Genomic DNA, 13,539 nt, shown 5'->3' with positions numbered 1-13,539 from the left:
GTGGCGTCGCCTTACTTGGCGGGAGCAACCTCATTTTTGATAGCAGCCACCGCAGGCGTAGCCTGCTCTTCCATCACTTTTCGTTCATAAATTTCAGCCAACGCACGCTTGTACTCGGTCGGGAAGACCTTGACGAACTTGCCGCGCGATGCGGCCCAGTTGTCCAGTAGTTCGCGCGCGCGCTTGCTGCCCGTCCAGCGGTTGTGGTCTTCCAGCAGTTTCTTGAGCTGGGCTTCGTCGGTCTGGCCGTTGTGCCAGATGGCACGCGGCACCGTGGCTTCCTGCTCGGTGGCGGGCAGGATGCGCTCCAGCGTGACCATGGCCATGTTGCAGCGCGTGTCGAACTGGCCGTCTTCGTCGTACACATAGGCCACGCCACCGCTCATGCCTGCCGCAAAGTTGCGGCCGGTCTTGCCCAGCACCAGCGCCGTGCCACCCGTCATGTATTCGCAACCATGGTCGCCCGTGCCTTCGACCACCGCCGTGGCGCCCGACAGGCGCACCGCAAAGCGCTCACCGGCCACGCCGCTGAAGAAAGCCTCGCCGGTGGTGGCACCGTACATGACGGTGTTGCCCACGATGGTGTTGCGCACCGCGTCGCCCCGGAAGTCGATGCTGGGGCGCACGATCAGGCGGCCGCCCGACAGGCCCTTGCCGGTGTAGTCGTTGGCGTCGCCGATCAGGTACAGCGTGATGCCGCGCGTAAGGAACGCACCAAACGACTGGCCGCCCGTGCCTTCGAGCTGGATGCGGATGGTGTCGTCCGGCAGGCCCTCGGGGTGCACGCGGGTGACCGCGCCGGACAGCATGGCGCCGACCGAGCGATTGACGTTGCGCGCCACTTCGATGAACTGCACGCGCTCACCCTTTTCAATGGCGGGTTGGCTGCGCTCGATGAGCTTGCGGTCCAGCGTGTGCTCGATGTTGTGGTCTTGCACATCCACATGGAAGCGAGGCACATCGGCAGGCACATTGGGCTGGGCGAACAGGCGGCCAAAATCCAGGCCACGGGCCTTCCAGTGCTCCAGGCCCTGGCGCATGTCGAGCAGGTCGGTGCGGCCAATCAGGTCGTCAAACTTGCGAATTCCCAGCTGGGCCATGATCTGGCGCACTTCTTCGGCGATGAAGAAGAAGTAGTTCACCACATGCTCAGGCTTGCCCGAGAACTTCTTGCGCAGCGCTGGGTCTTGCGTGGCCACGCCCACGGGGCAGGTGTTCAGGTGGCACTTGCGCATCATGATGCAGCCTTCCACCACCAGCGGAGCGGTGGCGAAGCCGAACTCATCCGCGCCCAGCAGCGCGCCGATGGCGACGTCGCGGCCGGTCTTCATCTGGCCATCGGCCTGCACGCGAATGCGGCCGCGCAGGCGGTTGAGCACCAGGGTCTGCTGGGTTTCGGCCAGGCCGATTTCCCAGGGGCCGCCCGCGTGTTTGATGGACGACCAGGGCGATGCGCCCGTGCCGCCATCGTGGCCAGCGATCACGACGTGGTCGCTCTTGCACTTGGCCACGCCTGCAGCGATGGTGCCCACGCCCACTTCAGACACCAGCTTGACGCTGATGCCTGCGTGCGGTGCCACGTTCTTCAGGTCGTGGATCAGCTGGGCCAGGTCTTCGATGGAGTAGATGTCGTGGTGCGGCGGTGGCGAGATCAGGCCCACACCGGGCACGCTGTGGCGCAGCTTGCCGATGTAGTTGGAGACCTTGCCGCCGGGCAGCTGACCACCTTCGCCGGGCTTGGCGCCCTGGGCCATCTTGATCTGGATCTGATCGGCCGACGAGAGGTATTCCGCCGTCACCCCAAAGCGGCCGGAAGCCACTTGCTTGATGCGGCTGCGCAGCGAATCGCCGTCTTGCAGGGGCAGATCGACCTCAACGTTCTCAGCGCCAATCACGCTCTTGAGGCTGTCGCCCTTCTTGATCGGGATGCCCTTGAGTTCGTTGCGGTAGCGCGCGGCGTCTTCACCACCTTCGCCCGTGTTGCTCTTGCCGCCGATGCGGTTCATGGCCACGGCCAGCGTGGCGTGCGCCTCGGTGGAGATGGAGCCGAGCGACATGGCGCCGGTGGCAAAACGCTTGACGATTTCCTTGGCGGGCTCGACCTCGTCGATCGAAATCGCCTTGGCGGGGTCAATCTTGAACTCGAACAGGCCGCGCAGCGTCATGTGGCGCTTGCTCTGGTCGTTGATGAGCTGGGCGTATTCCTTGTACGTGTTCCAGTTGTTGGCACGCGTGCTGTGCTGCAGCTTGGCAATCGCGTCGGGCGTCCACATGTGGTCTTCACCACGGGCGCGCCAGGCGTATTCACCGCCGGCGTCCAGCATGGTTTCGAGCACCGGGTCGTCGCCAAAGGCGGCCTTGTGCATGCGGATGGCTTCTTCGGCGATCTCGAACACACCGATGCCCTCCACGCGGCTGGCGGTGCCGGTGAAATATTTGCCCACGGTTTCCGTGTTCAGGCCAATGGCCTCGAACAGCTGGGCGCCGCAGTAGCTCATGTAGGTGCTCACGCCCATCTTGGACATGATCTTGGACAGGCCCTTGCCGATGGCCTTGACGTAGTTGTAGATGGCCTTGTCGGCCGACAGGTCGCGGCCCAGGTCCTTGTGCATCTCGGCCAGGGTTTCCATGGCCAGGTAGGGGTGCACGGCCTCGGCGCCATAGCCAGCCAGCACGGCAAAGTGGTGCACTTCGCGGGCAGTGCCGGTTTCAACCACCAGGCCCGCCGTGGTGCGCAGGCCTGCACCCACCAGATGCTGGTGAATAGCCGACAGCGCCAGCAGCGCGGGAATGGCCACTTGCGTGGCGCTCACGGCGCGGTCGCTGATGATGAGGATGTTGGCGCCGCCCTTGATGGCGTCCACGGCCTGCGCGCACAGCGACGCCAGCTTGGCTTCGACGCCCTCACGGCCCCAGCTCAGCGGGTAGGTGATGTCGATGGTGGCGCTCTTGAACTTGCCGTTCGTGTGGCGCTCGATGTCACGCAGCTTGGCGATGTCGGCAAAGTCGAGCACGGGCTGGCTCACTTCGAGCCGCATCGGCGGGTTGACCTGGTTGATGTCAAGCAGGTTGGGCTTGGGGCCGATGAAGCTGTTGAGCGACATCACGATGGCCTCGCGGATCGGGTCGATCGGCGGGTTGGTCACCTGGGCAAACAGCTGCTTGAAGTAGTTGTACAGCGGCTTGTTCTTGCCCGAGAGCACGGCCAGCGGGCTGTCGTTGCCCATGGAGCCGATGCCTTCTTCGCCGTTCTTGGCCATGGGGGCCATCAGGAACTTGATGTCTTCCTGGGTGTAGCCAAAGGCCTGCTGGCGATCCAGCAGCGGCAGCGTGGCGGCCTGTGGCACTGCCACCTCCGCGCCGGTGTCGATGCTGTCGAGCTTGATGCGCAGGTTTTCGATCCACTGCTTGTAGGGCTTGGTGTTGACGACGTTGGCTTTGAGCTCGTCGTCGTCGATCATGCGGCCCTGCTCCAGGTCGATCAGGAACATCTTGCCGGGCTGCAGGCGCCACTTGCGCACGATCTTGTTCTCAGGCACGGGCAGCACGCCCGACTCGGAGCCCATGATGACCAGGTCGTCATCGGTGATGCAGTAGCGCGAGGGGCGCAGGCCGTTGCGGTCGAGCGTGGCGCCGATCTGGCGGCCATCGGTGAACACGATGGAGGCCGGGCCGTCCCAGGGCTCCAGCATGGCGGCGTGGTATTCATAGAAAGCGCGGCGGCGCTCGTCCATGGTGGTGTGCTGTTCCCACGGCTCGGGGATCATCATCATCACGGCCTGGCTGATGGGGTAGCCGGCCATGGTCAGCAATTCGAGGCAGTTATCGAACGTGGCGGTGTCGGACTGGTCGGCGAAGCTGATGGGGTAGAGCTTTTGCAGATCGGCGGCCAGCACGGGCGAGGCCATCACGCCTTCGCGCGCCTTCATCCAGTTGTAGTTGCCCTTGACGGTGTTGATTTCACCGTTGTGCGCCACATAGCGGTACGGGTGGGCCAGCGGCCACTCGGGGAAAGTGTTGGTGGAGAAGCGCTGGTGCACCAGGCCGATGGCCGAGACGCAGCGCTCGTCCGACAGATCCTTGTAGTACACGCCCACCTGGTCGGCCAGCAGCAGGCCCTTGTAAACCACGGTGCGGCTGGACATGGATGGAACGTAGTATTCCTTGCTGTGCTTGAGCTTGAGCGCCTGGATGTTGGCGCTGGCCGTCTTGCGGATCACATACAGCTTGCGCTCCAGCGCGTCCTGCACGATCACGTCGTTGCCACGGCCGATGAACACCTGGCGCAGGATGGGCTCCTTCTTGCGCACGGTGGGCGACATGGGCATGTCCACGTTCACCGGCACATCGCGCCAGCCCAGCAGCACCTGGCCTTCGGCCTTGATAGCGCGCTCCATCTCCTGCTCGCAGGCCAGACGCGAGGCATGCTCCTTGGGCAAAAAGATCATGCCGACGCCGTATTCGCCGGCCGCAGGCAAGGTCACGCCTTGCTTGGCCATTTCTTCGCGGTACAGCGCGTCAGGAATCTGGATCAGGATACCGGCGCCGTCACCCATCAGCGGGTCGGCCCCCACCGCGCCACGGTGGTCGATGTTTTCCAGAATCTTCAAGGCCTGCGTCACGATGTCGTGGCGCTTGATGCCCTTGATGTGGGCCACAAACCCGAGGCCGCAGGCGTCGTGTTCGTTGCCCGATGAATACAAACCGTGTTGTTGCAGATGCTGGATCTCGGCAGCCGTGGTCATGGCGCACTCCTATGTTTTTCGCAGGGACTGCAAGATTAGTGCAATGCAACATATCTACGCAAGCACAAAAATTGGGGTCAGATTCCAATTAATCGCACCGTAAGCCAAAGCAACTTAATTCAGGGACACATCAAAGTTAATAGCTACAAACGCTTGCTGATAAAGCGCTACATGCCTATTTGGCGCTATTTTTTTGTATCGCCGCAGGCCGCCCAGGCTTGGCTTTGGTGGCGCGGCGGGGTGATTTTTTTTGTAACTCTGCCACAAAATCGGCGTCGCCCAGCGCCCAGCCACGCAACGCCGCATCGGTCAGCGCCGCCTGCTCGCCACTGCCGATGCCCGCCTGCACCAGTTCGGCATAGGCCGCCTCGCGCGCAAAAGGCGTGTTGCCCAGCGCCCAGTACAAGGCGTGCGGCGTGACCAGCTTGTCGATGCGCTGGCCGAGGTAATGTTGATAACTGGACCACGGCCAGGCGCCCGCCTGCACCACCATGCCGGCGCGCACAGGGTTCAGGTCGATATAAACCATGCAGGCCAGCAGATAGCGCTCGGTCTCGATCAGCGTGGAGCGGTAGCGCCCCTCCCACAGCGTGCCGCTGCGGCCATGGCGCTGGTTGAAATAGCGCACATAACTGCGCCCCACGGCCTGCATCATCAGCGGCAGCGCCTCGGCCGTGGCCGGTGTGGCCAGCAGGTGAAAGTGGTTGTCCATCAGCACATAGGCATGGACGGCCACGGCAAACTTCTGTGCGTTGTCGGCCAGCAGGGCCAGCATGGTCTCGAAATCCTGCCGGTCCGCAAAGATCACCTGGCGGTTGTTGCCGCGCTGGATGATGTGGTGCGGGTAACCGGCAAGCGTGAGACGCGGCAGGCGGGCCATGGCGAGCTCCTGAAAAAGGCAGAGCGGGTCATTTTAATGGGAGTCTGACCCCAATTAATTAATGGGAGTCTGACCCCAATTAATTGTCGTCGGCTGGCAGCCCAAACCGCGCTCCCAGCGCCTGCTCCAGGCCGAACTCGCGCAGGATGGCACGCAGCCTCTCTTGGGCGCTGCGCTTTTTCTGGCCGGTGTAGCGGGCGATGATGAGCTCGTTCTTCATGCTGTGCTCCCAGCCGACCAGTTCGGTCACCGTCACTTGGTAGCCGCTGGCTTCCAGGTGCAGGCAGCGCAGCACGTTGGTCAGCTGGCTGCCCAGTTCGCGCGTGTGCAGCGGGTGGCGCCACAGCTCGGCCAGCGGTGTGCGCGCCAGTTGCAGCGCCTTGCCCTGGCGCAGGCAGGCGGCCACTTCGGCCTGGCAGCAGGGCACGATGACCATGGCGCGTGCCTGCTTTTGCAGGCCGAAGGCAATGGCATCGTCGGTGGCGGTGTCGCAGGCGTGCAGCGCAGTGACCATGTCGATGCGCTCGGGCAGCCCGGCCGCGCCGGTCGATTCGGCCACCGACAGGTTCAGGAACGACATGCGCCCAAAGCCCAGCTGCTGCGCCAATGCGCGCGATTTTTCGACCAGCTCGGCGCGCCACTCGATGCCATAGATGTGGCCGCGCCCCAGCGCCTTGAAGTACAGGTCGTACAGGATGAAACCCAGATACGACTTGCCCGCGCCATGGTCGGCCAGCGTGGGGCTGTGGCCGTCTGCCGACAGCTCTTGCAGCAAGGGTTCGATGAAATTGAACAGGTGGTACACCTGCTTGAGCTTGCGGCGCGAATCCTGGTTCAGGCGCCCTTCGCGCGTGAGGATGTGCAGCTCTTTGAGCAATTCAATGGACTGGCCGGGGCGCAATTCGGACAGCTCCGCACCGGCAGCGGAAGAATTCTTGCCCGCGATCTTGGCGGGTGCCGTAGCGACCGCCTTGGTGGTCGCCTTGGTGGTCCCCTGGGGGTGCACGGCTTTCATCCCTGCCCTTTCGGCGTTTCAGGCGCTGCGACGGCAACGCTCGCCCCCACATCCAGCGCCTGCCAGCCCGGCATGCCCAGCTGCTCCAGCACCTCCATGTTGCGCTCGTAGATGGCTTCCGCCTCGGGGTAGGCCTGCACGGCCCGGTCGATGCTGTCTTCGCGCAGCAGGTGCAAGGTGGGATACGGCGCGCGGTTGGTGCAGTTGGTCACATCGTCCGCAGCGGTGCCAGCAAACTGGAACTGTGGATGAAAGCTGGCAATCTGCAGGGTGCCGTCCAAACCCAGTTCTTCCAGCACGGCTTCGGCCACCGCCAGGAAATCATTGAAGTCGAGAAATTCGTGCAGGCAGTCTGGCGCCATCAGCAAGGTGGTGTCGCGCACCTGCGCGGGGGTTGCGGCCAGGTCGGCCAGCTCGCGCCGCAGGTCTTGCGCCAGCGCAGCGCCGTCGGTGGCAGCGCTCACCACATAGTGAATCTGCCCCTTGGTATGCACACCCTTGGCAAAGGGGCACAGGTTCAGCCCGATCACCGCCTGCTCCAGCCAGCGCACCATGTCCTTCGTAACCAGCCCCGCCCGTTCAGAGGGTACAGGGGGCGAGGCAGGGGTAGCAAGGTTCATGGCAGATCGATTCACAAGACAACACAAGACAACAATGGGGCCGTGAATTTTACCGGCCCACCGCCACCGCGGCGGTTCCGCTCACAGCGCCTCAGCCCAGCAGGCGCTGGCCGGTCAGGCGCTCGTGCTCGCGTACGGCAAATCGGTCGGTCATTCCGGCAATAAAGTCTGCCACCGCCCTGGCGCGGGCCGGCGCATCGCCCTCCAGCGCCCGGTGGGTGAATCGCGGTTTCATTTCGCGCGGCTCGGCCACATACGCAGCAAACAATTCGGTCACCACGCGCTGGGCACGCCCGGTGGTCTCCACCACTTGGGGGTGGCGGTAGAGGTTTTTGAACAGAAACCGCTTCAACTCGGACGACTGGGCCCGCATGGGCGCGCTGAAGCTCACCAGCGCGCCCGCCACACGCACGTCCGCCACCGTGCGCGGCGCAGCATGGGCCAGCGCAGCGCTGGTGGCATGGATCACGTCATACACTTGCGCGCTCAGCATGCGCCGGATGGTTTCATACAGCAGGCGCCGCTCCATCGCCGCGCCCGCCAGATGCGGATGCTCGGCCTGCGCCACGCGGCGGAACTGGTCGAACAGCGGCACCTCGGCCAGTTGCGCCAGCGTGATCAGGCCCGAGCGCACGCCGTCATCAATGTCATGCGCGTTGTAGGCAATCTCATCGGCCAGATTGCACAGCTGCGCCTCCAGGCTGGGCTGCTCCTTGCACAAGAATCGCGCCCCCACGCCGCCCGGCTCGTTCGCCTCCAGCCGCTGCGCATTGGCCTGCGAGCAATGCTTGAGCACGCCTTCGCGCGTTTCGAACGTCAGGTTGATGCCGTCGTAGTCGGGGTAGCGCTCTTCCAGATAGTCCACCACCCGCAGGCTTTGCAGGTTGTGCTCGAACCCGCCATGCGCCTGCATGCAGCCGTTCAGCGCGTCCTGCCCCGCGTGCCCGAAAGGCGTGTGGCCCAAATCGTGGGCCAGCGAGATGGCCTCCACCAAGTCTTCATTGATGCGCAAAGAGCGCGCAATCGATCGCCCCAGCTGCGCCACCTCCAGCGAATGCGTGAGCCGCGTGCGAAACAGATCCCCTTCGTGGTTCAAAAACACCTGGGTCTTGTAAACCAGCCGACGGAACGCCGACGAGTGCACGATGCGGTCGCGGTCGCGCTGGTAGTCGGTGCGCGTGGGCGCGGCGGGCTCGGGGTAGCGGCGACCGCGCGACAGCGCCGGGTCGCAGGCATAGCAAGCCAAGGATGAGTTTTGAGTCAAATTGCCCTCTAGCGCTTTAGTAGCAAGCGCCTACAGCTATATATTCAATAGCACTCGACGCGTCACACACCCGGTGATTGCCCATCACCCGGCGCAGCAGGCGTCAATCACCTCGCGCACCAGTGCATCAGGTGCGGCGCGCACGCAGGCCTTGCCCGGCCCGTCGATCAGCACAAAGCGGATTTCGCCCGCCTCCGCCTTCTTGTCCACGCGCATCAGCTCCAGATAACGGCCGGCATTGTCGGCAGCATCCAGCACCGGCCCGCGCAGGGGCAGCCCGGCGCGTTGCACCAGCGTTTTCAGGCGCGCCACAAACGCACCATCGACCAAGCCCAGGCGGCGCGACAGCTCGGCCGCCATCACCATGCCGGCGCCCACGCCCTCGCCGTGCAGCCAGGCGCCATAGCCCATGCCGGCCTCGATGGCGTGGCCGAAGGTATGGCCAAAGTTCAAAATGGCGCGCAGCCCGGCCTCGCGCTCGTCCTGCCCCACCACCCAGGCCTTGATCTCGCAGCTGCGGCGCACCGCATGCGCCAGCGCCGTGCGGTCGCGCGCCAAAAGCGCATCCATATGCTCTTCCAGCCAGCCCATGAAATCCATGTCGGCAATCGGCCCGTATTTGATGACCTCCGCCAGGCCGGCGCTGAGCTCGCGCGGCGGCAGGGTATCGAGCGTGGCCAGATCGCACACCACGAGCTGCGGCTGGTAGAACGCACCAATCATGTTCTTGCCCAGCGGGTGGTTGATGGCCGTCTTGCCGCCCACCGAAGAATCCACCTGCGCCAGCAGCGTGGTGGGCACCTGCACAAACGGCACGCCGCGCATATAGCAGGCAGCAGCAAAGCCCGTCATGTCGCCCACCACACCGCCGCCCAGCGCAAACAGCACCGTCTTGCGGTCGCAGCCATGCTGCAGCAGGGCATCGAAGATCAGGTTCAGGGTCTGCCAGTTTTTGTGCTCTTCGCCGTCGGGCAGTACCACCAAGTGCACCTGTGCGTACTTGGGCGCCAGCGCCGCGCGCAAGGCATCGGCGTAAAGCGGCGCCACCGTGGTGTTGGTGACGATAAGGGCAGCGGCCGCCTTGGGCAGCGCCGCATAGGTGGCGGGCGTGGCCAGCAGACCCGAGCCTATGTCAATGTCGTAGCTGCGATCATCCAGATCGATACGCACATTCCCTGCAATGGAAGCTACGGTTTGCCTCATCAAGTCAACTATTCCTTGGTAAAAAATCCCCGGCAAGCGGGGGATTTTTCAAAAAAACAAACCAGATGGCCCAGAGAACCATCGCACTCTGGGCCATATGCGACCGGTTACTGTGCCTTGGGGCAGGCAGGCACTGTGACCGGCAATTCTACGGTGCTCACCGTTTTGCTTGGCCCGGCGGTGAATGTGAAGAGCCATCGATCCCGACCACCCGCACTGCCCGATTTACCAGAGGCAGACAATATCAATCGCGTGCGAGTTGCTGCAGCGCGATCCAGCGTGGGTGAGCCATCCGTAATGGCTGGAGTGGATATGTCGTTCAACGAACGCACGGCAATCGTTGTACCGGCTGGTGCAGCAAACCCTGCAGGCGTGCCCAGGAACAAGTTCACACTGCCAAATTTGCAGGTCGCCGCATCGGTCACCGTGAGCGTAAGGTCCGTAATTGGACTTGCAGAAGCCGCGGTGTCATACAGACTAAGCCCACCCACCGAGCTTACCCAGAGTCGAAGCGTGTCGCTGATTTGGGTTCCCTGACCCGTCTGCGTGGAAAACACCACAGACACAGGCGTGCCATCCGTTGGGCGCGGATTCTGCACCGTGTATTCCACGGAGCAAGCGCCGTTAACGGTAGTACAACCGCCGCGACCCGAAGTCCCCACCCTTCCAAAATCAGCCTGCGCGACCACAGGCACCCCATCAGCCACCGGGTTGCCATTCTCATCGACAATCCGAACGGTCAAGGTGGATGAATCACCCGACAGATCGGCGTCCAAATTGAACTTGGATGCAGAAAGGTCGAAACCCCTTTGTGTTGCCACACCGGTAGTGACCGTCAACGTGTCGGACTGCGTGCTAATGCCGCTGCGGCCATGAACTGCCGCCTTGATGATTACCGAGGTCGGCGAAGACTTCGAGTTCACCGTCGCAGTCACCTGGCCGGAAGCATTGGTCGTACCAGACGATGCATTCAAGGTCACGCTGTCAGCCGGCACCGCGGTGAAATCCACCACGACGCCTTGGAGCGGAGCGCCACTAGAGTCCACCACGGTAAAAGTCAGCAGGGCTACTTCAGAGCGTCCGTTACCGCCAGCACCTGCAATCACGATGGACTTGTCGCTGGGGGCGACACTGGTGAAATTAATGGCCGTAGCCGCTGCCTGTGGATCTTGAACCACACCGCCCGAAATAGCCAAGTTTTGCTTACCAGCCAAAGAGACTTCCGTGCCCGTCTTGCTGGTCACGGCCGTCGTTGCGACAAGCTGTGTTGCCCCCTGCGACGTCACGGTTGCAGCCTTCAAATCGATCTCAGCAACGCCAGCACTATTGGTGAGGGCCGTCGCCGATCCCGGCATGAATGCCAGCAAGCCAGGACCACTTTCAGAAAAAGTGACGATGGCATTCGCTATGGCGTTGCCGGATGAGTCTTTGACGGTCGCCTTGGCGCGCACTGTGAGATCGGAGGATGAGAAGCTGCTCACCGCCACATCCTCGCCAGCGACGCGGCTGTACGCCTGGACGGTCACAGTCCCACTGATCGCAGTACCACCCGAGCCACCACCACTGCTGGAAGTGCCGGGGTCACCACCACCACCACCGCATGCAACCAATACGGCCATCAACGGCACAGTCAATATTCTGAATAGTTTTCGCATTTTTTCACCCCTCATGAATTTACTTATCGCACTGGCCCACGGTCAGTAATGACCTTCGGCGTAATAAAAACCAACATTTCACGTTTCGAAGACTCTTTCGTCCGGCTCTTGAACAAATTACCCACCACCGGCACATCACCCAGCAATGGAATCTTGTTTTCCTGATTGGTGTCTTCCATTTCAAAAATGCCGCCAATCACCACGGTGCCGCCGTTTTCAATCAGGATTTGTGTCTTGATGTGTTTGGTGTCGATGGCTACACCCTGCGTGGTGGTTTCACCCCGGCTGTCCTTATTGACGTCCAGATCAAGAATGATGTTTCCCTCGGGGGTTATCTGTGGAGTCACCTCCAGCTTCAAGACTGCTTTCTTGAAGGCCAATGTCGTGGCCCCATTGGGAGCGGTTACTGAATAAGGATATTCCGTACCTTGCTCAATCAGGGCCTTGGTTTGATCGGCGGTAATTATTCGGGGACTCGATATGATTTTGCCCTTGCCGTCAGCCTCCATGGCCGAAAGTTCAAGCGTCAGGAATCTGTTGGCAGCGGAGTTGAATATGGAAAGTGCAAAACTCCCCACACTGCTGACGTTGGACAGGCTGGCAGGCAGGTTGACAAAATTGCCATCGGTGCTGGTGGTGCCGCCCGCGCCGCTGGATGCCACCGCATTGCTGTAACTGGTGCCAAACGCCACGCGGTTGTTGCCGCCCACGCTGTAGCCACCATCGCCACCGCGATTGGCGCGCAGGTCGGTGCCGCCCAAGCGCACCCCCAGCGAGCGACCAAACGTGTCCCGCGCTTCAACAATGCGCGCTTCAATCAAAACCTGGCGCACTGCGATATCCAGCGTTGAGAGCAGTTGACGCACTTCTTCGAGTTTGGTGGGCGTGTCGGTCACAAACAGCTGGTTTGTGCGGGGCTCTGAAATGGCGCTTCCGCGCTCGGTCAGGAAGCGGGTGGTAGAACCGCTGCCACCGCTGGAGCTGGTGGTGAGCTGCGTCACCATGTCTGCCGCTTTGGCGTAATTGAGCTGGAAGGCTTGCGTTTTGAGGGGCTCCAGTTTCTGGATGGCCAGCGCAGCTTCAAAGTCTTTCTTGGTGCGCGCGTCGATTTCGTCCTTGGGCGCAATCCACAAGACGGTGCCCGATTTGCGCATGCCCAGGCCCTTGGCATCCATGATGATCTGGAGGGCTTGGTCCCATGGAACATCTTTCAATCGCAGCGTCAAGGCACCAGTCACGGTGTCCGATGTGACAATATTAAAGTTGGTGAAATCTGCAATGACTTGAAGCAAAGATCTGACTTCAATATTCTGAAAATTCAGCGAGAGTTTTTCACCGCTGTAGCCAGGCCCCTGGGTCAATTTGCTCAAATCCACCTTCTTTTGGCGAATTTCCACAACAAATTGGTTATTGCTTTGGTAGGCGCTGTGCTCCCAGTCGCCAACGGGTTCCACCACCATTCGCACACGGTCACCCTGTTGGGATGTTGTCACCATTTGAACGGGCGTTCCGAAATCTGTCACATCAAGACGCCGACGCAGTCCTTCAGGCAAGGATGAGCGGAGAAAATCGACAGTCAGCCCCTTGCCCTGGCGGTGAAGATCAACACCGACCTGACTGTTGGCAAGGCCGACAACAATGCGACCAGAACCATCTGCACCTCTGCGGAAATCAACGTCTTTCAAAGGAAGCGTATCGCTGCTGCCGCTTTCTGCGAATATCGTGGTGGAGGACTGCTGCGAAGCTGCTGCCGAAGTGGTAACGGGCAACAAAGAGATAAGAAGCGTCTTGCCTTGCAGTTCAGCTTGGTAGGAAGTGGCTTGCTTGAGATTCAAAACGAGGCGTGACCGATCGCCCGCCTGTACGACATTGATAGACTTTAAGTTTCCCTGGTTCACATCGACAACGGACCGCCCCATTGCATTGGTGGTTCCAGGAAAATCCAGTGCAATGCGCGCTGGTGACTGAATTGCAAAACCCGTAGGCACTGCCGAGAGTGGCTGAGATAGTTCAACACGAACCACTTCTGCGCCACCTTGCATCGTGCCAGTGACTGCCTCGATGGCACTTTGTGCCATGGCAGCTGTTGCTGCCAGCGTAGTCACTACCGCAAAGATCGCACTTTTGTAGTGATTCATCATCCAGATATTTTTCGTT

The 13,539-nt window shown here is 61.7% G+C and carries 8 protein-coding genes; all 8 read right to left on the bottom strand.

Features of this window, described 5'->3' with window-relative positions; all coding sequences use genetic code 11:
- Window positions 1-11 precede the first annotated feature (11 nt).
- Window positions 12-4,745, bottom strand: coding sequence for a glutamate synthase-related protein (locus CCX87_RS03680; RefSeq protein WP_087743840.1), 4,734 nt, complete (start codon window positions 4,743-4,745; stop codon window positions 12-14).
- Between the two features lie 175 nt (window positions 4,746-4,920).
- A complete protein-coding gene (locus CCX87_RS03675) occupies window positions 4,921-5,625 on the bottom strand; it encodes a transposase (protein WP_087743838.1) in 705 nt (234 codons plus the stop codon).
- A gap of 79 nt (window positions 5,626-5,704) precedes the next feature.
- A complete protein-coding gene (locus CCX87_RS03670; RefSeq protein WP_232476475.1) occupies window positions 5,705-6,640 on the bottom strand; it encodes a class I SAM-dependent methyltransferase in 936 nt (311 codons plus the stop codon).
- Window positions 6,637-7,260, bottom strand: coding sequence for a DUF1415 domain-containing protein (locus CCX87_RS03665; protein WP_087743836.1), 624 nt, complete (start codon window positions 7,258-7,260; stop codon window positions 6,637-6,639). Before CCX87_RS03665 ends, CCX87_RS03670 begins: the two co-directional genes overlap by 4 nt.
- Before the next feature lie 91 nt (window positions 7,261-7,351).
- Complete coding sequence (locus CCX87_RS03660; RefSeq protein WP_232476474.1) at window positions 7,352-8,506, bottom strand: deoxyguanosinetriphosphate triphosphohydrolase; 1,155 nt, start codon at window positions 8,504-8,506, stop codon at window positions 7,352-7,354.
- Between the two features lie 102 nt (window positions 8,507-8,608).
- The gene (gene aroB / locus CCX87_RS03655) at window positions 8,609-9,727 is read right to left on the bottom strand and encodes a 3-dehydroquinate synthase (RefSeq protein WP_087743831.1); all 1,119 of its coding nucleotides are present in this window, start codon (window positions 9,725-9,727) and stop codon (window positions 8,609-8,611) included.
- A 107-nt stretch (window positions 9,728-9,834) separates the two neighbouring features.
- Complete coding sequence (locus CCX87_RS03650) at window positions 9,835-11,382, bottom strand: Ig-like domain-containing protein (protein WP_158211983.1); 1,548 nt, start codon at window positions 11,380-11,382, stop codon at window positions 9,835-9,837.
- Window positions 11,383-11,405: 23 nt separating this feature from the next.
- Window positions 11,406-13,523, bottom strand: a complete 2,118-nt coding sequence (gene pilQ, locus CCX87_RS03645) for a type IV pilus secretin PilQ (protein ID WP_369825236.1) — start codon at window positions 13,521-13,523, stop codon at window positions 11,406-11,408.
- Between the last annotated feature and the right edge of the window lie 16 nt (window positions 13,524-13,539).

Source organism: Acidovorax sp. T1 (assembly GCF_002176815.1).
GTDB lineage: Bacteria > Pseudomonadota > Gammaproteobacteria > Burkholderiales > Burkholderiaceae_C > Acidovorax.
This window is presented reverse-complemented; position numbering and strand designations above follow the sequence as displayed.

Bases quoted from the DNA above. Each gene is read 5' to 3' on its own strand.
- CCX87_RS03670 (WP_232476475.1), bottom strand. From the start codon at position 6,640: ATGAAAGCCGTGCACCCCCAGGGGACCACCAAGGCGACCACCAAGGCG.
- CCX87_RS03665 (WP_087743836.1), bottom strand. From the start codon at position 7,260: ATGAACCTTGCTACCCCTGCCTCGCCCCCTGTACCCTCTGAACGGGCG.
- CCX87_RS03680 (WP_087743840.1), bottom strand. From the start codon at position 4,745: ATGACCACGGCTGCCGAGATCCAGCATCTGCAACAACACGGTTTGTAT.
- CCX87_RS03650 (WP_158211983.1), bottom strand. From the start codon at position 11,382: ATGCGAAAACTATTCAGAATATTGACTGTGCCGTTGATGGCCGTATTG.
- CCX87_RS03675 (WP_087743838.1), bottom strand. From the start codon at position 5,625: ATGGCCCGCCTGCCGCGTCTCACGCTTGCCGGTTACCCGCACCACATC.
- pilQ (WP_369825236.1), bottom strand. From the start codon at position 13,523: ATGATGAATCACTACAAAAGTGCGATCTTTGCGGTAGTGACTACGCTG.
- aroB (WP_087743831.1), bottom strand. From the start codon at position 9,727: ATGAGGCAAACCGTAGCTTCCATTGCAGGGAATGTGCGTATCGATCTG.